Here is a 20,971-nt window from a genome sequence, read left to right as displayed (position 1 = left end):
AAACGCAATTTCTTATCAAAGAAAACAAACCCTGACAGGTGAACCTTGAACGCTGAACTCCTCCGCCAAGTCCCATTGTTGAGCGACCTGCCGAAGACCGAGATTGATTACCTGGTTTCGACGCTCCGGGTGATCGAGGTCGAATCCGGGGCCGTGCTCTTCCGTGAGAGCGAGTCCGGAGAAAGTCTCTACATCGTCATTGAGGGCAGCCTGGAAGTGGTCATCGGGTTAGGTTCACAGGATGAAAAAATACTGGCCACCCTGGGGCCGGGCGAGTTCATTGGTGAAATGAGCCTGGTGATCCCCGGCGGGCTTCGCACGGCCAGCGTCCGCGCCAGCGCCCCGTCGCGGCTGTGGTTGATGACCCGTGCCGACTTTGACGGCCTGCTTAACCGCCGGCCCACTTTGGCCTATGCGATCGTGCAGACGCTCAGCAAACGGCTGGACGCCACGAACACAGCCGCTTTCCGCGATCTGCAGGAAAAGAATCGTCAGTTACAAAAGGCCTACGACGAACTCAAGGCCGCCCAGGATCAGATCATCGAGAAAGAACGTCTGGAGCGTGAACTACAGGTTGCGGCGGAAATCCAGATCAGTATCCTGCCGCAGGAACTGCCGCAGGTAGCCGGGTTCGACTTCGGCGCTTTGATGGTTCCGGCCCGGATGGTCGGAGGTGATTTTTACGATGTCTTTTCAATAAGCAATGATCGCATCGGCATTGTCATTGGTGATGTAGCGGATAAAGGGGTTCCTTCGGCCATCTTCATGGCGCGGACGCATGCCCTCATAGCTTCGGAGGCGTCCCACGGCGGCTCTCCCGGATATGTCCTGCAGCGGGTTAATCGTCATTTGATTCAACTGAAACAATCCGATCTCTTCGTCACCGTCCTCTTTGGCGTTTTGTACCACGAGAGCGGCGAATTCGATTTCGCCCGCGCCGGCCACGAAATGCCTGTACTCATTACTGCCGGGGGAAAAGTCGAGGCGCTTTCACGCAAGCCCGGTCAGGCAATCGGCATACTGGGAGAACCCGTCTTTGATGAAAAGCAGATCACCATACCGCCCGGCGGCATGCTGGTCTGCTACACCGACGGAGTGACGGACAGCCGCAACCCCTTGGGCGAATCTTTTGGCCGGGATCGGCTCCATGATTCCCTAATATCCCTTTCCGGGCAGAGCGCCCAGACGGTATGTAACCAAATCTTGCAGAGATTGAAGGCGCACCAGGCCGAAGCTTTCCAGGACGATGATATTACCCTTCTGGCAATCCGTTCGACTTGTCTCTGTTAATGTTACGTATGTATGATGCGGCCATGATTTCGGTCATTTCTCTTGACACATTACGCACCATTTCCTATACTTTCGGGGCAATTCCGGGGACATAATATAGATTAATAATGCAGATTTATTTTAGCTTTTACCGTTGTTTTGAAATGCAGTAGGCGACTATATCAGGCGCGAGCGACGGTTGCTCGAGATCGGCCGCGCCAAAGGAGCAACGATGAAGAAGGATGAAAAGAAGGGCATCTATCTGACCCAGGTGACCGGCATGCCCGACATCTGCTTTCTCACGTTTCACCGGCCTGTGACCATCTACAGCGGGGACGTTGTCGACTGGCACGCTGGGGCATACCTCCATCCCGGGCAGAAGAAGTGGGTCAAGATCGACGAGAAGTTCGTAAGAGACAACGAGGCCAAATTCACTTACAGGCTCCTTTGGGACTTCAGCCCCAAAGACGCTCCACGCATGGCGTACCTCGACCTCTTCTCCGAGACGATCTACACGGATCTGAAGGGTTTTACGCACGAAAAGCGCAGTGAGTACCTCAAAGGGCGGACATTCGGCTCGGCGATCGAGAACTGCCCCGGTCTCATCATGAAGGCACTCAAGTCCGGCTTCGACGCGCTTGGCATCATTCACAGCGCTTACACCGGATGGCGCACTTCCGCATTCACGGTGGGCGATATCAGCATCTACATGGAGCGGATGCTCACCTATGGCAAGAAGTTCCTGGACGGTAACCTCTACCGCGAGGTCGAAGCGGTGAGCCCGGTCGGGGTCTCGCTTCCAAAAGATCCGGCTGGGTACCTCCATACCTGGAGGCTTGGGGCGGACCGTGGCAGCCAGGACGGCCAACTTTACGGCCAGCACATCAAGAACACGGTCCTCGGCAACTACCATCCAACGTCCGGGAAAGTCGGGTCGTTCGCGGGCGGCGAAGATCGCGATTTCCGGTCGCCCCTCATCGACCCGAAGGCAGGCTACGTCGTGGTTTCGGAATACGGCTTCCGCGGCGACACGCGACCCCCGGTCGACATCCAGGCGCTCGGGGGAATGCAACCAAACGCCATCCGGGATGACCGGCAGGCGCCGCGAGGCACGTTGGAAGTGCTGGACAGCTTTGATCATCAGGCCAGCTGGGGCTCCGACTACTCTGGCTATGTTTCGTGGTCGCGCAACATCGGCACCGCCTACAAGTTCATGCGCATGGCGACGAAGGGGAACAGCGACGGATGGATCTATGCGGCGCGGTGCCGAGACGCCGTGGATGTGAAGGCCACCTTCTTGAAGCCGCGGTACGAGGAATACGAGATCTCGGTGCCTGGCGGCACCGAATGGTCCGACATCGTCGCCTGGCGAAAAGCGTGCAAGAAGGGGGTGGAGTATGTCTGGGACTCGAAAGTCTACCTGACGACGAACCAGAGCGTGCTCCCGAAGACCAAGCGGGCCGAGCTTCTCAAACTCTTCAGTTGGCCGATTAAGGTGGTCAAAACAGGCGCCTAGGAGACTGGTGTTTTTCTCTTGACCACCCCCTCAGCGGGCGCCTGTCCTTGCAGGTAGTTAGCGGGAACACATAGGCACAAGGTGGAGCAGTTCTATCTTTTAATGTGTAGGCTTTATTGTGAAGGAGAAGAATTATGACGCTGCAATATGAAAAGCTTAATAATGACTCTGCCCGTTGGAAAAAAACAAAATCAATTAAAACGATGATGGACCTGGACCCTTTTGCGAAAGTATACGGACTGGCAGCCCAGGGATCTATAAAAAGCTCTTCTCTTTTAACATTAAAAGCTTTAAATCCGCATATCGCCTGTAAAGCATCTGATTTCGCCCAGCTTGCCTATATCCCTTATAATCAGCGAACTGATGTGGGCCAAACATGGTCCGAAGAAATGTATGCGCAATTTTTGGCTCAAAGCAATCTAAAACAATGGTATTTGCAGCACCCGCTCTATAAAGAAGGATTACAATGGCTCAAGAATAACAGCTCATTTAAAAAATTTAACCCGAAGACGGATACATTCACCTTTACACTTGAGGAAGGCGCAGTTGAATTAAAAAAAGTCACAACAGACAAGAGTTATGAACATCACCTTTTAAAAAAAAAGGAGTTAAAATCCGAAAGTTATAGTAGAAAACTAAAATTTTTTGAAGCAAGTGAAGCGAGGGCAGTGTTAAAAGGTTGGACGTATAAGCTATTTGAGGGAATTGCAGGGAAAAAGAGCAAAAAAGCACTCGAGCCTTTCGGATTTGTAGCAAAAGGCAAATTGAATAATGCTGATATTGTCTTCATTGCGTTTCGCGGAACACAGGGTGATTCAAAAACATCGAGTCCGGACTGGAGAACGGACTTCAATATGGAGAAAACAGACTTTTACACAAAAGAGGTTGTTGATCATTTTAGTCCCCCTGCTACGTATAATAATTATTTTTTTAGGCCTATCGGAAAGGTACATAAAGGATTTCGGGACACATATGTAAGTACACGTAACCAGATTCTTTCAATTTTATCGGATTTTGGGCTTCCCTATCAAAAAGACAGGAAAAAACTTCGAGATTATCCTCTCATCTGCGTTACCGGTCATAGCCTGGGAGGTGCGCTATCAACGGTATGTACGGCGGATTTGTTTTGTTTGGGATATGATGTCGTGTTATATAATTTTGCAAGCCCTCGAGTAGGAGGAGAAACTTTCTCCGAATGGTTTAATATTAGATTTGCGTTGACACATAGTACCAAAGCCCAATCTTATAGGGCATGGCGCATCAATCGACGTCAAGATCCCGTACCGCATACACCAACCGGCCCTGATGCCGTATGGAAACACGTAAAAAATCTATGGCAATTGGATTCCAAGGATAAAATATCCCCTGCCGCCCATGACATGGAGGAACATCGGGAGCTTACCTATACATTAAGCGGAAATGGCGGCTATAAAGCGATAACGACAAAAGAAGTAGAATCAGTTCGTCTGGACCCGAGTGGAAACGTGATAGACAACAAAAACCAATTTATAAAAGGGACCATAAAGAAGGGCTTAACAAAGGTCCAGGTACCGATTAATTTAAAAAAATGACGGAAATGATTTGCAAATCAATCCGCTGTCGGGCAGAATTGCGAAGGAGGTTTAGTGTATATGAGTAAAAAGGCGAATGTCATAAATCTGAAGCCCTCAGATGTCTCTCAGGATACAAAAAAGCGAATGCAGCTTGACTCCGGCCGTCAGATCATCGTTCACTCCGATGAAAAGGAGGATCTTATCCAGATCGTCAATCCGAAGGGGGAAATCGCCATGACGGTTCGTATGACCGACGCCGGGCCGGTTGTTACCGTGCGCGGGGCTCACCTGGAGCTCAAGTCAACCGAAACCATTACCCTGGAAGCAAAGAAGATAACAATACACGCCAAAGAAGAAGCGGTGGTGGAGAGCGAGGGGAGTCTGGAAATAGACTCTGCAAAAAAGATGGACATCCATTCCGACGACGAAATCCGCGTAGACGGAAAGATGATCCACCTGAACTGACGGTTCATATTCCCTCTCCCTCGATGGGAGAGGGTAAGGGTGAGGGTGAAAATACGATTCATCTACCCCCTCCCCTCATTCCCCTCCCACCAGGGGAGGGGAAGTTTCTCAGAAGGATGCAAACATCGGGAGGATAAATTATGCCGGCTGCTGCACGCATAGGCGATATGGTAAGACAGGACACACCCCACTGCCACGCCCCCATCCATCCGCCGGCGCCTGTTCCCACGCCTGTGCCCCACCCGGCGCTTCCGTTAGCAATAATCACCGGTGTGTTTACGGTGCTCATCGGCAACCAGCCTGCCGCGCAACTCGGAAGCACGACCATGCCATGTATACTTCCCGGTTGTGTGCCCGGAGGCCCCGGTACAGTAGTCATGGGATCGGCGACCGTCATGATCGGCGGGTTGCCCGCTGCCAGAGTCAATGATTTAACCGCTCACACCAGTTGTGTGGCGCCGATTCCCGCCCCTGTGGGAAAAATCATGCCGCCCGGATGCCCGACAGTGATGATTGGAGGGTAAGCCTCATCAAACAGCTTCACTTTGAAAAACTCAAACCCTTGTGCCCGGTATGCCGGTCAGCCGGACGCGAATCGTTGCTTGAGATCCGAGCCGTCCTCAAAGAGGGCAACGATTCGATAATAGAAGGGATTCTCGTTTGTTCAAACCATCAGTGCCTCAGCGAATATCCGGTGCTTGACGGCATCCCGGTGATTGTAGCAAACCTGAGAACCTATATTTCACAGAATTTTCTTCCGGTCCTTTGCAGGGACGATCTGACCGACACCATGGAAAGCATCCTGGGGGACTGTTTCGGCCCGGGATCGGCCTTTGATTCCCAACGACAGCATCTCAGCACCTACGCGTTTGATCATTACGGCGATCTGGACCCTGAAGAATCAACGCAACCTTCCGTTTCGCCGGGATCGATAGTGAAATTGCTGAGGCGTGGACGCCCGTTAATGGAGCGCACGGTGAAAGGGCCGGTGATCGATATGGGCTGCGCGGTCGGCCGCACAACGTTTGAACTTGCGCACACGTGTGATGAACTCGTCCTGGGTGTGGATCTAAACTTCGGCATGCTGAAGACAGCCGCGACAATTCTGGAAAATGGATACGTTTCCTATCCCCGGCGCCGTGGGGGTATCGCGTTTGAACGCAGGAATTTTCCGGCAGTATTTGAAAAGGCGGCAAATGTCGATTTCTGGGTATGTGACGCGACAGCTCTTCCTTTTTTGGAAAATACTTTCTCCGCGGGTGTGAGCCTCAATGTCCTCGACTGTGCGTGGTCTCCCTATGACCACTTGAAAGAAGTCGGCCGGATACTCATGCCCGGCGGCAATGCCGTCGTCTCAACCCCCTATGACTGGACCGCACACGCCACACCGGTGGAAGCGTGGCTGGGAGGCCACTCGCAGCGGTCGGAGCATAAAGGCGCAAGCCCCGCCATCCTGCGATCCCTCTTTTCCGGTGGCGGCAACCCCCACGCGGTCGAAGAACTTGAACTCCTCTCGGAAGAAGACGTCCCCTGGACCCTGAGACTTCATGACCGGAGTGTCATGGAATACCTGGTTCATATGATGATTATCCGGAAGAAAACTGTATCCTCAATTCGTACGTAGTACCAACCTGCAAAAAAAGGCGTCATTTCGAAGGAACGGAGTGACTGAGAAATCTGCATTTGTCAGACCCCCCACTTCTTGAGCTGGTCAATCTTCTTGTTCCGGTCCTTCAAGGCGGTCAGAACATCGTTACGATTCGACGTGTGCTCCCGCCGCAACTTTTTTCGGTCCGCCTTCAACAACTCCGCAGCCCGCTCTATGGTCCATCGTTGTTGGGGATCTTCCTCAATCAGGCCGCAGGCTGTTTCGGCAAGATCCAGCAGCCCTTTTTTCCGTAGATCTTCGCTGACGTTCTTGCTGCGAAGCCGGTCCTTCCAAGTTTGTATGCGACCGAGAACCTGTGGCTGCTGCTCACCGAAGTTGACTTTCACTTCATCCATTTCCAGGAACGGGGCGAGCAGGCCGTTGATTATGGTCATTCCCACGGCAAAGCTATCTCTCTTAGCGAGATCGGCGCTGGTTATTATGTCATCTCTACTTCCCCAATCCCAGACTTCGGGGCCGATGTAGCCACCGGTGCCGAAGTTCCAGCTTCCCGGGTCAGGAAGAATCCAAAATCGTCCGGCCTTGCTATGAAGCGTGGAGCTCATGGCGAGTCCGAAATCAATGATCTTGGCGAAGTCGCCCTTGCAGATGATCACGTTTTGGGGTTTCATGTCCAGGTGAAAGACGCGGCACTTGTGCATGTGGGCAATACCTGCCAGGATGCCCTGGGCGTACAGGAGGACGAGATGCTTCGTGAGGGTTTCGTTTTTTAGATGCGTGAGATCGCCGTTGCCCATTTCCATGAAGAGACATAAGCGATTTTCGGAAAGCACCGTGTCGACAAGCCCTACGATGTTCGGGTGTATCCCGAGCAGCGCCAGCACACGGGCTTCCTTAATTAAATCGGTCATGGCGTCTTTTACTTTTTCATCCTTTATATCCGTACCCGAGATCTTGACTGCCACGGGTTCCTCGCGCGCTTCTTCACCGATCTTGATCGGTTCAAGCCGCTTCATGATTTCATAGATATTTGTTCCGCTTCCACCTGAGCCGAGACGCCTTTTGATGCTGCCAAAGTCTGTTCCTCCTTCCCCTTTGTCGAAATATGAGGGCACTTGTTTTTGTTTATCAGGAGACTCAAGAATATTGAGCGTGTTGATGAAGATCTGGTGGGTGCGTTCAAACACGGATACGTTCTGGAAGGCGGTGGTCTTGACTTTATGCTTTTCAAGCAATGGACTCTGCTTAATTTGTTCCTTCGACAGAGAGATCTTTGAATGCTTGACCAGGCTCCGTATGATCCAGTAGAGCCAGGTTTCGAAGACGTCGGGATGGAGGGCGAACTCCCGCAATTCCGTCGTATGCAGTTTGATGATGTGAAGAATCTTCAGCCTGCCGAACTTATCGGGTTTGCCGCCCGGCTCGAAACTCAACTGCCACTTGACGACGTCCTTGAAGGCAAGCTTCTTCCAGAAGATGACTTCTTTGTAGTGGAGCACCGGCCCCTCCCAGTCGATCTGTACATCTGTGGTGTAAAATTTTCCTTTGCCGCCGGGGCCTCTGTAATCGGCCTTCGCCGTGAGCGAGCGGACTTTGGGCATGGCGTCAATCCTTTCTTGATAAAAATTCCCTTTCTGACGGGTCAAGTATATAGAACAAATTCCTTGTATATAGACTGAAATCGAGGGTCGAGTCTTGACCCCTTTTCCTCTCCTGGCACGTTAAGTGCGTTGATGTGCATCCACATTATCCACTGGTGAAACCCGAAGTCAAGAGAAAATCGGGTTTGACGCAGCCATCGTTTCTATCAGTATTCGTTGCGATAAATGTACTTGACATACAACTCTCTTCTTCTTATATGTCTCATACATAAGTAAACCTTTATCAGGAGCATACCCCCGTGTCATTGTTAATTGAAAAAAACCGTATCCTCAGCGAGATCGACGCCTACCTCAAGGGGAAGCACGATCCCGACAAGATCAAGATAGCCAGTGCGTGCCGAATGACGGTGCAGTTGGCCATAAACTTCCGTGAACTGCTATCCACACTACAGGCGTTCCGGGACGAACTGGTGCTGCTGGTCGGTAAAAAGAACATCAAACGCTGGATTTCCCATTCCGCCGGTCAGTTCGATAAGACTCTATGCAAGGCGATCGAGCGATGTACCACGCCGGCCGCAAACGAGCGAGGATTGGCTATGGGGATGAAGAAGGCGCCGGACACCACCGTTAAGGACTGGAACCGTAACGCTGGTGGCACAGGATACATCGTCAATGACAGGGCCTTCACGAAGACAGATGCGACCATCGACGACATCCGAAAGTTTCTTCGCGAGGCCGGAATTGCCAATGAGCGCATCCGCGACTTCCTGTGCGACTACTCCAACCAGGACGCCCTGCTCGGCATGGGTCACGCGTTCGGCGTAGTGGTGCATGGGGCAACGGGAATGTTTCCGGTTTACAGCGGCGCGTTTCACACGATCAAGAGTAAAACATCCCGCTCAGTTGTCTGTCGAGATCAGACTGAGTTCTCGATGCTCGTTGGAGACCACGGTCGTCAAATCCAGCTTAAACCTCCGCTGCACTTCATAACAAACTACGAGTTAGTCGACGACGGGCGGGAGGTGCAGATGACAAACGTTGTCTATTCGCTCGACAGCCTGACCGCTGTTCCCAAGGAGTTACAAACCAAGATCCACGCATCGCTCGCTAAGATAAACACCGTGACATGATGCTCCGCCCTGTTGGCAAGGAGTTTCACTTATGCCGCACACACCCGCTTGAACAGCGTATCGCTGATGAGGATGAGACCGAATTCTAGGATTTTCCCGGAATTCTCAGCAATCGGGACATTCATCTAAGGGATACCCGTGCAGTTCGCACATGGGTACATTTCCTGTACCCGATGGCGCCGTGCGAGCGGTTCAGCTTCCCATGATCCGCAAATTTACTGTGGGCGACATAACCGCTTCTCTATAATCAACATCTTCTTCAGTAATTACAGGAACAAACATCTGCGGCTGTGGCTGTAAGGTAATAGAGACGCCGTAATGCATCGTTTCGAAAAAGGCGCAGGCGACGCATTGTCCCAGAAGAAGCACACTGGGCAATCTCTCATCATCAGTTTTGGCGGATTCGAGATATTGGTAAACCGCATTGTGGAGCTTCACAAGGTGTTTTGCCTTTTCATGCCGATGCTTCGTGATCATTTTAAAATTGATGGTCATCATCTTGCGCGTATATTCGATTTTGTCTTTTAAACTATTTTTACGGAACTTGGGCGCCTTGGCTTGGGTTGCCTTGTCCAGCTCTTCATTGAGATCGAGGTATCTTTTTTCGTCCTGCATGATTGCTTTTATAATCCTTCGTTCTTCGTCCCTTTTTATCTCTTTGCTCTTATTCTCGAAGGTCTTGACCTCATCATCGATTTTTCTTAATAACTGAGGTCTGATGTTTTTTGTTTTGCTGATATCTTGCCAGAACACAGATTTAAGCATAGAGAGCCAATTATCTTTATCCTGAAGTGCAATCTTATCGCTCACAGCAAGCTCCCGAATCTTCGGATAATGTTTTTGCGTAGCAACATCGATCATTCCCTGTTGAGCATTGAGTCTTACTAATTCCAATTCCAGCCTGTCGCCGAGTGAGATGATATTATTTGGCTGTATAAATACTTCCCTTTTAAGCGCCGCAATAAGGTCTCCCGTGTTGCCTTCCAGTAAAGCATCTGCATAGCCATCCATCAACCTGTTCCACACGACGGAGGCACAGTTTATTTCATTTGTTATCATCTGCCATTGCGGATTAGGGCTTCCCTTGAATATTCTCCATGAAAGCCTGATAGCGTCCAGTGAAATCCCCCATACGAACCGGAATTGAACCGGCGGGACGATGTCAGGGTTCAAAATCCTTTTCAGGTGTGCACACGGCAGATATATCTTCACATCCGGAAGCTTCGCTATCTCATACTGGTTAAGGTCTTTCAGTACTTCATCTTCGTCCCTTATGTCGTAAGCGTAATCAAAAACATCATCTCGTATTTTTTTGAGATCGAATTCTCTTTTTCCCGTTGCCGCGTACCGCGATCCCTTCTTCACCTTCTGACGTTTACCAAGGCCGATCCTGCCCTGGCTGATCATCTCGTCCATATTGCTGAACGCATCCTTGAAACCCATCGCGCTCCAGTCTTTCTGAAAGTCACTCTTATCTTCCTCAGGATCAGAATATTGATTCCATACTTTTTCAAGGTATTTTTCCACCACGTCAGGATCGTCTTTATTACAGGCTTGATAGAGGTATGAGAGGAAGATTGCTATTTTCTTACTCCCCCCCAACTCAAGGGATTCGTCAATCCCGTAATCCTTGTGAGCTCCTCCATATCTCGGCTGAAAATATAACTACTCCTGCGGCAATTTTTTCTTAGCTACCTTTTGCACCTTGGCGCTGTCAATAAAGCCCCCAGACGGCCACCAGCTGATATAATCTAATCGCTTTACTTTATCATCCGTATCATCCAGTTTCTTTAACTTAAGAGCGGCATGTCCACAGCTCGATATGCTCTTGTATTTCCATATTACGAGGACAGCTTCCTTTTCATGCTCATCTTTAAGTTTCCCTATTGTTTTTGTGGGCCGGTCTTTTTCAGTAATTTTCTGATCTTTAGCTTTAGCGCCGATCTTCGGCTTACCAAAAAAATGGCTGGGTTTGTGTGGCGTCATCGCCTTATTCTCCTCTATCGCTGTTTGAAAAGACGGGGTTATGATGCTTCATTTATCTATTGCTCCTCGTCTTCGGGCATGCTTTCATATTCATCCGGCGCCCCGTAACCTCCGCCTGCACCGGAGGCGCCCAGATCGACAGCTTCCGGATCAAAGTCGATAAAGCTTACCAGGTCGACCTTATATAAATCCTGCAGGGCCTGCCAGGCCGCACTTTCTTTATATTCGGCATAGGCGGTCAGATTGTTGATATTGGTGGCAAACTGCAGCGCAAACCTGACGAACAAGTTCGGGAAATAGATCCTGGGATCGAAGTTGGCAATGATGGCATTGATGTCATCGGCGACAATGGCGGCGCTGGCATATTTTCTTTCGGAGACAAGGTGGTCGAAGGCCTCAAGTTTTTTTATGAGAAGTTTCAGATGATAAGATCCTTCCACGCCGACCATCTCTTCCTCCGCCTCCGGCGCAGGTTGATAGAACCGTTTTCTCCCCTCTCGTCGCGGTTCCCGTTCAATTTCTTCCCCTTCTTCCGCCGCTTCCCTTTCTTCCCCCTCCTCCGGCTCTTTTTCCTCTTCCGGTTCGGGTTCAGGCTCGCGGTAGACGAGGCGCTGAAAAGATTTCAACCAATCATTTATCTTCATCAGGCCGTCGAGCACGGGACCGGCCGCATCTTCCAGGACCGGTCCCAGGATGCGCCGCAGTTTCTCGCCCGCATCCAGCGCCTCCTGGACATGATCGTTTGAGACTTCAGCTATCCAATCTTCATAAAGACCACTCTTCTTCTCCTCCTCATATTGTAACTTTTTGATGATCTGCCTCATCAGCCAGTTCAAAATGGTCTGGATATGCTTCTTTCGATTTTTCGCCGGCCCCAGGGCCTCCATGTTGTCGCTCAGGAGGTCATCCATGCACAGATAGATGTCGGCGATGGCCAGGACGCCCCGCTCCATGAAATGGCCATAGAAAAAGTAACCGATGATGCGGATGTCATAGATCTTTTCCGCCAAGATCGCCTCTGTTTTGGACGCCGCTTCCTCGTATTTTCCCTCCTGCACCAGGGTGGCGATATCGCTGAACCGCGGATCGGTGGTTTCCAGGCCGGGACTCTCGCTAACTTCAAGCGTTCCTTGTAAAAGTTCGATATTCATTGGGATCTCCACTATTCGATTTATTGAGTAATTTAAAATCCATACCTGATGTACTTGTGAGCAACTGCCCCCTCCCCTCAATCCCCTCCCACCAGGGGAGGGGAAGTTTCAAAGATTTCTTACTGTTGCGACCGCAGAAAGTAATCTTAAATGACAGAGCAGGACTATTTCAAAGCTCTTTTTTTATTTTCTCCAGGGCTTTGCGGTGCCGGGTGCGCGCAATCTCAAGGGCCGTGTCCTGATCTGTTGTCAGGCACGCCAGACAGATTTCAAAACCCTCGACCGTCTTCAGGTTAACGGGAAGCACCTCGCGCTGGCAGGCTTGACACCTCAGTCCGGCCTCATGCTCTCCGGTACCGGCACGCTTTTTTTCCGCTCCGGCCGGCTGCTCCGAGACCGCAGCTTGAAACGGTTTGGGCTTTTGGGCTTTTATTTCCGGCAGCCCGTAGTAGCAGTCAGGGCAGTAGGGATAGCCGTCGAATTGCTTGCTGCCGATAGCAGGGATTTGCCTGCCGCAACCGTAACACTGAACAGGACTGCTTAAGTCCACACGGACCTGTGCCACCGCCTGTTTCTCCTTACGGTCCATGCCCGATCTATTCACCTCGTCTTCCGCACGGGGTGGAATATCCGGTTTTTGCACCAGGTTTTCATAACATTCCCGGCAGAACAGAAGCCCCAGCATTTCGTGGCCCGCGCCTTGTTCAATTTCCTTTTCACAAACCAGGCATCTTTGCAGTTTGCCAGCCGGCTCCGGCACAGGCGCCTCAACCATTTCATCTTTCTTTGCTTCGGCCTTTTCCATGAGAGCATGAAAACACTCAAGGCAAAAGGGCCACTGGGCGACATTTTTATACTCTCTGGCGGAAAGGTCGATGCCGCATTTTTTACATTCCATTTGAATTCCTTTCAATGTACAATCTTACTTCATTATCCCGATCATCCGGCGGCGGTTATTGTCTTTTCGTAGTGTTGATTTCCGGTACCTTCTTCGACGGATCGGAATGATTCGCCGATATGCCCTCTGAATATGCGGATCCGCCGATAGGTGTCTTCGTCGCTTTGAATCCTGTCATAGCCCAGATAGGTTTCCGCATGGAGACGCACCCACCGTTTCTGGGATTTCAAAACAAGGAGAATTTCCAGATCGATGCCCGTCGGTTGCAGGATGGGAAATACCAGGCTGCTAAGCCGATTTTTAATTTCTCTCGGCCAGGGCGCCTGGGTATCGGTCATCTCCTCTTCACTGTAAAGGGTAACCCTTCGTCCCTGTACGTCGACGCTGGTTTTGTTGCCGAAGACCGCGTCGCCGCCGAGAACGGTTTTCCCCAGAAGGACCGGCCGTGTTTGCACATCACTGCTTAACACGGCATTTTCAACCTGAACAACGATTTCAGGAAAAACCGTCTGAAAAAGCCAGTGTAGCGTCCCTATGGATTTGAGGTTAAGAATCTGAAGGTAGCGCCGTTTGGTCAACTCCCAGTGAGGAAAAAAAAATCTGTTTATTTCAGGGTAAATATTGCAGATATAATCCCGGATCAGGTGATGATCGAAATATCCGATAAAGTCGACAAGCGACTGCCGGCCGGCTTCTTCGTCTTCTATCTTTTTCCTGAAATAGGACGGAAGAGGGGATTGCACGCCGAGAAGGCCCATGTTCATCGTGATGAGCGCCTCGCGAACCGGCTCATGTATAAACGTGATGTCATGTATCAGGCCGGATTGCGAGCAGATGCTGTTGTGGCTCCTGAACCTGATTTCCTCCGGGGAGTAGTTCATGGTCATCAGGAGACGCAAAAGAGAGATTATATCGAACTCATGGATTCTTTGTGATACGCTTTCTTCCAGGTCGTTCATGGGTAAAATTCCCTAAAAAGTTCATCTCTGCGGTTGTCCTTCAACACGGTGCACCACGAACGGGCAGTGAGACATTATTTCCGCTATCGGCTGCGTCCGGCAATCTCAAAAGCTTCCACAAGATCATCGATCCGGTTCAAGACCTCATGAATGGCGGGAATCATTTCAGCCTGATTTTCCGCCGGGGTCTGACTTTCTTCAACTGTCGGAAATATAGGAATAAGAAGGGCATGCAACTCTTCTAAAAGCAGGTTGAGCGCTGCGGCATCATCCCCGGAAAAGCGTTCTTTGATGAGTGCCTGCAGACGTACAAAAATCTCCAGGGGGGCTTTACCTTCTGTTTCGGCGCTGACCGGCCCGCCTGCTCGCTTTTTTGTCTTTTGCCAATTCCTGCGCAAGCGTTCCGGAGCAAAAAGGTCATCGATTTTATTTGGCATGGCCTGCACCATTATTGAAGTACACAAGATTCCAAAACTTTGGGCGAGACGAAGGGCTCCCGCCTATATTTACTTTACTTTCCTGCACAATCGCGGTTCATAGATACTTGCCCAGAATCACAAAAAAGAAATAGGCGAACACAAGCACGCCGGCCATTATCAGGTAGTTCCAGTAGGGCGAACCAAAGTGCCTGAGTTTAACCATCTCTTCGGCTTCTGCAGGGGCGATGTATATCTCGTCCTGCTTAAGCCTTGCCTGAAGTTTTTTAAGATATTCAGTAACCTTGACAGGGTTGTTCTCATAGCGCCCGCGAAATCCGTAACGCATACAAAAATAATATACCTCATAAATAAAGGTATGCGTCTGGGGCTTCGGCAGAATGTCATCCAGTATTTCGTAAAAGACCTCACCGGCATTGTCTATTTGAAAGAGTTCCTTCTGAAGAAGAGGCCAGTTTATGTTCATGGTATGCAAAAAGTTTGTCTGGATCAGCTCATCAATCTGAGCCACAACGGCAAAAAGTACGATATAGGTGTCCCGCTCAGAATACTGCTCGGCAAGTGTAGCTTTTAGAAAGTCAAGCTGGTTTCTCAGTTCCGCACGAATACGCACAATATCATCGGCGCTATAGACGTCTTCTCCTGCATCCGGCTCTCTCTCTTCACTTTCTTGCAGTTCGCCTCTGCCGGTATAGAGCAATTCTTCAGGGGTGGAGAGGCTTCTCCCGCAGAGCTTCTCCATCCTGGTGTAGACCTCATGAATAGCTTCCCATTGTTTATTTTTCATTGTACGTCCTTTACTTGAGAAGATCCCGGTTTGCTTCCTGCAATCTCTTTTTGAACCTCTATTTTGGCGCCGGAAATCCAGGCATTAAGAATATTTTCTACCTGCGTGAGGAAAATTTCCATCAGGGGCTCCCTGCTTGGATCATATTCCCGAAAGCGCAGGATATATCTATGTTTCAGCAGGCCCGAAAAGTGTGTGTCCTGCAGCGGGGATTTTTCAATCCGCACATCAACCAATAACTCACAAAGCGCTTGGTACTGCCTTTGCCGCATAATTCCCATGACTTGGAGGATGTCCATCAAATCATCACGGCTTAAGGTTTCCCGGTTTGTCAGGGTAAGAAAATGGAGGAATCCCTCTATAGTGTCCTGGAAAAGGTTTTCGGCATGGGGTACAGGGTTTACAAGCAAATCCCACTTCAGCCCGACCGTTCTGCGACTGAAGGGGGTAACCGTCAGCCTTTGTGAGATTTTTTCGGTAAACCACGGCTGAAACCAGAGCGCTTCGGTTGCTATGGTCCGTGGTTTTTCAAATGCCTTGGGAAAATGCAGATGGAGATAATGGTGTTTCCGGCCCTGGCTGTCCGTCTGCTCTTCAGTCTCATATGATGGAGCCGAACCGGAAAGAATGCCCGGCTTTACAAAGGTCATACCCTCTTTGGCAACCTCGTAGACGCCTCGCACGGAATGGATCTCGAATCCGTACTCCATGTCAGGATGGCGAATTGCGTAGCGTTCCTGAGTTCCATCGCATATAACCGGCTGGGCCATGCCCTGCCGGAGGTTGACTATGGGCATGGCGAAAAGCTGAAACACATCCTGGTTCAAAACAAGGTTTCGGGGCCAGCCGGAGCCAAGGTCGAGGCAGATAGTAAACTCGCTCCAGTTGCGGGTAGCCTGGGGAACCTGAACATTCAGGAAGACCTCCTGCCAGGGAAAATGGAAAAAGAGCCTCTCCTTTTGCAGGGGATGCGCAAGATTATCTTCATCGTGCGGCATGCCAAAGGATACATCGCAGGGGATCCCGGAGGATGTTTCGGTAGCTTTTTCATCAAACACCACCGACGCCCTCCTGAGGTGATGCTTGAGATTGAAGAGCATCATCTGTGAAGCTTCATAATTGTTCAGATGATTGATGCAGAAGCTCAGCCGGCCTATTTCTTCGCTGCGGGCAAATGAAGCGCTGAGGCGCAGAGCAAGCCTGAAGCCTCTGTCCGGCAGCAGCAGCATACTGAATTTTGTAAGCGTTATGGGCAGGATGCGCAGGTCGCTCAGCGTTCGAAAGATCGCTCCGCCGCCTGATTCCGGTGAAAGGGCTATTTCTGATCCCTTCGGGAAAAACACAGGCTCTGAGAGCTGCCGTGTGGGCAGCGCCTGCAGTATAGCCATTGAGGGCAGCGGCGCCAGCAGATAGGGGAAAAACTGCTGGAAAATCCTCCTGCTCGTGGCGCTGATATTGCGTGAACCCGCAAGCCGAGTGCGGGCGGAAAAAAGGGCCATGGCCTCGATCAAGCGCCTCACATCCGGGTCTTCGCGGTCCAGAGGAACGCCGGGATGCAAAGACGCATAGGCTATGCGGAAATTTTCCAGGGCGTTCATCTCTTCCAGAAATGTTTTATATAAGCCTTCATCAATCTTCATGTTCAATAACGTATCTGACGTTTCAACCCATGTTGACAATATCTTTGATGTTAACGATTGAGCCTTTGAGATTCACAATTCCACCCGCTTTCAGTTCCATCATCCCCGTTGCATCAACGGTGATACTGGGCGCTTTTAACTCAGCGCTGGCTGTACCGGAAAGCTTCAAGGTCATTCCGCTCATCTTGGATTCGGATGTGCTCTCAAGGGTTGTATTCATGGCCGTATACTTCGCATCAGCCGTGGCTGAGGCATTGATTTTCTGACTGCTCTTGATGGTAAAATCCTGCCCGCTTTCATGAGAGGTTTTTCCTGTAGATTTGCAGGTAATGGTTTCCGCATTCAGCGTAAATGCCTTGCAGTCAATCTGAATGCTGTCCTCTTTCTGGACGATCGTGCTTGTTTCGCTCGACCCCTTGACGGTCGTTGTTACCTTGGTCCCGTCCATGACAACGGTTTGGGTGATCTTACCCTGGGCGTTTTCAACCGTCAGGACGATCCCTTTTTTCTTATCGAGCTCTACGCGGCAAACAAGTGTTCCCATAATCTAAATCCGTTTGTTTACACTTATGTGTTTGTTATGAACTTTCCTCTTTGGTCTGCAGAATAATAGTGCCCTCGTGGAGCTGGATTATTTCGGTATCTTTGCTTGATGAGCGCTTCATGTTCAGCTGGGGTTTGTTGTCCACATAGACATGACTGATGGAGGTATTGCTGTCGGCGCTCTTGCCGAGCAGAAGGTGATCCCCCTGAGTATCCATGGGCAGGCGGCCGCCGGGCCGCCAGTCAAGGAAACCGATGATCCGCGCTCTATGAAAATCAAGCGCCACAAGGACCCTCTCACCTTTGTAAGCCGGAAAATAAAAGTGTCCGGGTGCAAAAAGAGGCTCAAACGGAACGACAACCTGCTTATTGTCAAAAAGCGGGATTTTTACCCTGTATTGATCAAGCTCTGTCTGCGGATGCTTATAGATTTGATACGTTTCCTCCTCTTCTTTCCCCTGCTCGCTGACGATTTTTCCCTCGACATATATCGGGTAGGGAGGAGCCTTAAACGGCGGAATGTTCAGGGCTTTTTCACTCTTACGTTCCAGCCGCGAACGCATTGTAATATTATATTGCGAATACGGCATATTGTGATCAGCGTCCGGCCCCTCGTCAACGGCATGCGCCCGGAGAAAAATATCCTTTACGCGGTATTCATTGCCGCGAAAAAAAATCTTGTTGCTCCAGAGGCCGCCTTCGAACACGACAAAAGTACCGGGCCGATAGGTAAGCAGGGGAAAACGCCGGTGGGTCAGGTTAATTTCATGTCCCCGGATTTTTTGCTTTTTTGACTCCAGATTAAAGGCTTTCTCAAAATCAGATGCAATCGGCTCGCGCAGCAAACTGTCACGCCTCACTCCATCCTTTGCTGTATCCCGGCTCGTCTCACTCTTTTTGGGATCTTCTGAAAAGGCATTCAAAAGCCTGTCGTTATAGCGGATGGTCGCAGGAAAATCGATCCGGTGATCTTCCACTTCCAGTTCGCTCATTGCAATCACATCCCCCTCCTGATCCTTTGTTCCGGAAAGGGTGTACTGATTTTTTTTGCTGTTGTAACTGAAGACGCCGTTGTGAGCAGTTGCATACCAGATAATAAAATCATAGAAACTGATTCCGTTATCGGGGGATCCGGGGGAAAGCGTAGTAACGGCAAACTTGTCGTTGACTATCTCCCAGTCATATTTTAGATCAACCCCTGTTGCCTTATTGGCCTCAATGAGTTCCTTAACGCCTCCGTCAACCAGAAGATCGCAGGGAAAATGCCGACGCCACAGCACACGGGCGGGATCGGCAAAATCAATCTGATAATGACGATAGAGAACGGGATCGCCGCGTAGATTGACATTTTCGATGGTAAGTTCTGTAAGCAATGCTTTGCCGGTAACGAATCCCTGCAGTAATAGAGATTCACTATAGGCGTCCTGTGGCTTGAAATGAGGTTCTATATCCAGTTTAACCTCGATCAGGTCCTGCTTTACGAATTGGGGAAGGAGAGTATCCACACCGGTTTCCGATGAGACCCAAAAACTCAGCCGGGCCGTAAAGCCGTAAGGGTGAATACTGGTTTTCAGGGACTTTATGTTAGCGCCGGGCACCTTGAATGCATCCCCACCGATGATCAGCGCCAGCGTCATTTCCAAAGCGTCTTTAAACATTTCCGGCTCCGGATGGTTTATAATGGATTCTTGATATGAAAGTCATTATACACGGAGTTGAATTCCATAAATAATGCCTTCTGTGTATCCTTCAGCCTGCATTCGATTTTAAAGGAAATGCGGAAAGGATCATTACTTTCTTCAATTGAGATCTTTATAAGCTGCAGTCTCGGCTCGTAGTGCTCTATGTTATATTTTACTTCATCCATTATCGCGACGGCTAAATGATCGCGGGAGCTGTATTCATTCATGTCTCGGATGCCAAATTCCTTCAGGAAGCTTCCGTAGCCCTTCTTTGTATTGAGTATGTAGTTAAGATTTTCAATAATATTTTGAATATCATGATCTTTACTGCCGACAGATAAACTATCGCCAAATTTACTGAAAAGCGCCATCGGATATATCCATGGAATTAAATTTTTCCCGGCCTTGCGGCCGGCGCGCACTCATCAATCGTCATTCGATGCGCCAAAAGATATAAAAGGCAGTGTCTTTCAGGTCCGGCCTGTTGTAAAAAGCCACCGTCATTTCATTCAGCGCATGGTCCCATTCTTCGCCCTCCTTAATCAGATAGAATTCAATCTCTGCTCCAAAGGAATGCTGAAAGGAGGGATGTTCAACTCTTTTAAACGGTATGCCTTGAAGCGCCATCTTATGCACCACAGGCAACCGGGAAAAGCTTGCCAGTTTCATGTCGCCGATGGAAAGCTGGGTTATTATCCGGTCTTTCTGTGCGAGAAGATAAACATTCGTGGCCTGCCTGATCTCGGCCGGCAACTTGACCTGGTAGATATTATCGCCGAGTTCAAACGGCAGGTAGGGCGGCAGGCTCCTCACCAACTGCATCTGTTTGTTAATGAGATCAATAATAGTATTCAGAAACGCAAGCTGATCATGGTTATATGCGGAGGTAATATTTTCCGGCGTCGTGTTCCTGTAGAAGCATACCTCGGTATAAAGGGTTAACAACTCTTCGCAGAGAAAGAAGGGGTGAAGATGGACCTGGGAAACCAGATTGGCCAAAAGCCTCTGGGCCCGGAAAACGCTTTTCAGGCATTGCTTGACGCTGGAGAGACTGTCACCGCTTAAGTAGGAGACGGCGTCCATGTAGAGATTGTATTGAAAAAGCGCCAGCGCTTCGGAAAGTGCGTCAATTTCGCTCCTTAAAAACGGGGATGTGCCCAACTGCAGCAGAGGAGGAATATAGTCCCGCGAGATTTGCCAGGCGCCCTGGGGACTTTTTTTGAATTCAGCCAGCTTCAATGTTTCAATGACATTCGGATAGTCCTGTTCCGATGAGAGGGCCATCCGGTGAATGACCCTCGGAATCCTTACCTCGGCGTCATCTTCCCAACCTCCCGGGCTGCTGTCGGCGGCGGGAATTTCATTCAGAATGTGCAGGTAGACAGACACCTTTGTCGTACCGGGAAGATTCAAGTTAAAAGGAGAGAGTTTGGCGTTGGCGGGCACGCTCAGCAGCAATCCGGATGACATGACAAGCGTCATTTCCTGAACGGAAAAGATCCCTTCGCCTAAAAGCGACTCATTTAATATCAGCTTCCCGATCCCGTAAGAAGGCAGTCCCTGCATGCGATACCGCAGTACGGTATTTGCCAGCAGCGAATCCTCGAGGGCAAGAAGATGCTCCGGAAGAAGGGTCTGTCCCATTTTCCAGCAAACTCGCGCAAGTTTATCATCCATCTCTTTTTTGCCGCCTTAACATAGTAATGCTTTGAGATTTTTGAAAATATCCACCGAATATCATTGCA

The 20,971-nt window shown here is 50.1% G+C and carries 20 protein-coding genes; 7 read left to right on the top strand and 13 right to left on the bottom strand.

Translation table 11 applies throughout. The features are described from left to right. Positions 1-129 precede the first annotated feature (129 nt). From NTW12_12740 to NTW12_12715, 6 genes are all read left to right on the top strand, one after another. Positions 130-1,290, top strand: coding sequence for a SpoIIE family protein phosphatase (locus NTW12_12740; GenBank protein MCX5847201.1), 1,161 nt, complete (start codon positions 130-132; stop codon positions 1,288-1,290). A gap of 211 nt (positions 1,291-1,501) precedes the next feature. Beyond that, the gene (locus tag NTW12_12735; protein ID MCX5847200.1) at positions 1,502-2,785 is read left to right on the top strand and encodes a hypothetical protein; all 1,284 of its coding nucleotides are present in this window, start codon (positions 1,502-1,504) and stop codon (positions 2,783-2,785) included. Between the two features lie 134 nt (positions 2,786-2,919). Continuing rightward, on the top strand, positions 2,920-4,356 hold the full coding sequence (locus NTW12_12730) for a lipase family protein (GenBank protein ID MCX5847199.1): 1,437 nt from the start codon (positions 2,920-2,922) through the stop codon (positions 4,354-4,356). A gap of 60 nt (positions 4,357-4,416) precedes the next feature. Beyond that, positions 4,417-4,803 carry a hypothetical protein gene (locus tag NTW12_12725; protein ID MCX5847198.1) on the top strand — a complete coding sequence of 129 codons (387 nt, stop codon included), beginning with the start codon at positions 4,417-4,419 and terminating at the stop codon, positions 4,801-4,803. Positions 4,804-4,943: 140 nt separating this feature from the next. Further along, positions 4,944-5,327 (top strand): PAAR domain-containing protein, encoded by a 384-nt coding sequence (locus NTW12_12720; GenBank protein ID MCX5847197.1) that lies wholly within the window; start codon positions 4,944-4,946, stop codon positions 5,325-5,327. Then, positions 5,300-6,427 (top strand): methyltransferase domain-containing protein, encoded by a 1,128-nt coding sequence (locus tag NTW12_12715; protein MCX5847196.1) that lies wholly within the window; start codon positions 5,300-5,302, stop codon positions 6,425-6,427. Before NTW12_12720 ends, NTW12_12715 begins: the two co-directional genes overlap by 28 nt. Positions 6,428-6,489: 62 nt before the next feature. On the opposite strand, the gene NTW12_12710 is transcribed toward NTW12_12715, so the two are convergent. Beyond that, on the bottom strand, positions 6,490-8,013 hold the full coding sequence (locus NTW12_12710; GenBank protein ID MCX5847195.1) for a protein kinase: 1,524 nt from the start codon (positions 8,011-8,013) through the stop codon (positions 6,490-6,492). Positions 8,014-8,312: 299 nt separating this feature from the next. Here NTW12_12710 and NTW12_12705 point away from each other — a divergent pair, with 299 nt between their 5' ends. Next, positions 8,313-9,143: a hypothetical protein gene (locus tag NTW12_12705; GenBank protein MCX5847194.1), complete on the top strand. Its 831-nt coding sequence runs from the start codon at positions 8,313-8,315 to the stop codon at positions 9,141-9,143. A 192-nt stretch (positions 9,144-9,335) separates the two neighbouring features. Here the strand turns inward: NTW12_12705 and NTW12_12700 are convergent, their stop codons facing one another. The 12 genes from NTW12_12700 to tssK all read right to left on the bottom strand — a co-directional run bounded on the left by NTW12_12700 (position 9,336) and on the right by tssK (position 20,903). Continuing rightward, positions 9,336-10,673 carry a hypothetical protein gene (locus NTW12_12700; GenBank protein ID MCX5847193.1) on the bottom strand — a complete coding sequence of 446 codons (1,338 nt, stop codon included), beginning with the start codon at positions 10,671-10,673 and terminating at the stop codon, positions 9,336-9,338. A gap of 135 nt (positions 10,674-10,808) precedes the next feature. Then, positions 10,809-11,129 carry a hypothetical protein gene (locus tag NTW12_12695; GenBank protein ID MCX5847192.1) on the bottom strand — a complete coding sequence of 107 codons (321 nt, stop codon included), beginning with the start codon at positions 11,127-11,129 and terminating at the stop codon, positions 10,809-10,811. A 56-nt stretch (positions 11,130-11,185) separates the two neighbouring features. Further along, on the bottom strand, positions 11,186-12,280 hold the full coding sequence (locus NTW12_12690) for a type VI secretion system protein IglI family protein (protein ID MCX5847191.1): 1,095 nt from the start codon (positions 12,278-12,280) through the stop codon (positions 11,186-11,188). A gap of 169 nt (positions 12,281-12,449) precedes the next feature. Further along, on the bottom strand, positions 12,450-13,178 hold the full coding sequence (locus NTW12_12685; GenBank protein MCX5847190.1) for a hypothetical protein: 729 nt from the start codon (positions 13,176-13,178) through the stop codon (positions 12,450-12,452). Positions 13,179-13,219: 41 nt separating this feature from the next. Beyond that, complete coding sequence (locus NTW12_12680) at positions 13,220-14,137, bottom strand: type VI secretion system baseplate subunit TssG (protein MCX5847189.1); 918 nt, start codon at positions 14,135-14,137, stop codon at positions 13,220-13,222. Positions 14,138-14,220: 83 nt separating this feature from the next. Next, positions 14,221-14,574 carry a hypothetical protein gene (locus NTW12_12675; protein ID MCX5847188.1) on the bottom strand — a complete coding sequence of 118 codons (354 nt, stop codon included), beginning with the start codon at positions 14,572-14,574 and terminating at the stop codon, positions 14,221-14,223. 97 nt (positions 14,575-14,671) lie between these two features. Next, positions 14,672-15,361 (bottom strand): DotU family type IV/VI secretion system protein, encoded by a 690-nt coding sequence (locus NTW12_12670; protein ID MCX5847187.1) that lies wholly within the window; start codon positions 15,359-15,361, stop codon positions 14,672-14,674. Beyond that, on the bottom strand, positions 15,358-17,001 hold the full coding sequence (locus NTW12_12665) for a type VI secretion system baseplate subunit TssF (protein ID MCX5847186.1): 1,644 nt from the start codon (positions 16,999-17,001) through the stop codon (positions 15,358-15,360). Before NTW12_12665 ends, NTW12_12670 begins: the two co-directional genes overlap by 4 nt. A gap of 22 nt (positions 17,002-17,023) precedes the next feature. Continuing rightward, a complete protein-coding gene (locus NTW12_12660; protein MCX5847185.1) occupies positions 17,024-17,545 on the bottom strand; it encodes a hypothetical protein in 522 nt (173 codons plus the stop codon). A gap of 34 nt (positions 17,546-17,579) precedes the next feature. Then, complete coding sequence (locus NTW12_12655; protein ID MCX5847184.1) at positions 17,580-19,202, bottom strand: hypothetical protein; 1,623 nt, start codon at positions 19,200-19,202, stop codon at positions 17,580-17,582. A 17-nt stretch (positions 19,203-19,219) separates the two neighbouring features. Continuing rightward, positions 19,220-19,597 (bottom strand): type VI secretion system baseplate subunit TssE, encoded by a 378-nt coding sequence (gene tssE / locus NTW12_12650; GenBank protein MCX5847183.1) that lies wholly within the window; start codon positions 19,595-19,597, stop codon positions 19,220-19,222. Positions 19,598-19,658: 61 nt separating this feature from the next. After that, complete coding sequence (tssK, locus tag NTW12_12645) at positions 19,659-20,903, bottom strand: type VI secretion system baseplate subunit TssK (GenBank protein MCX5847182.1); 1,245 nt, start codon at positions 20,901-20,903, stop codon at positions 19,659-19,661. Positions 20,904-20,971 lie beyond the last annotated feature (68 nt).

The sequence above is a fragment of the Deltaproteobacteria bacterium genome (assembly GCA_026388545.1).
Taxonomy (GTDB): Bacteria; Desulfobacterota; Syntrophia; order Syntrophales; family UBA2185; genus JAPLJS01.
Note: the sequence above shows the minus strand (reverse complement) of the source record. Positions and strands in the feature narration are given on the sequence as shown.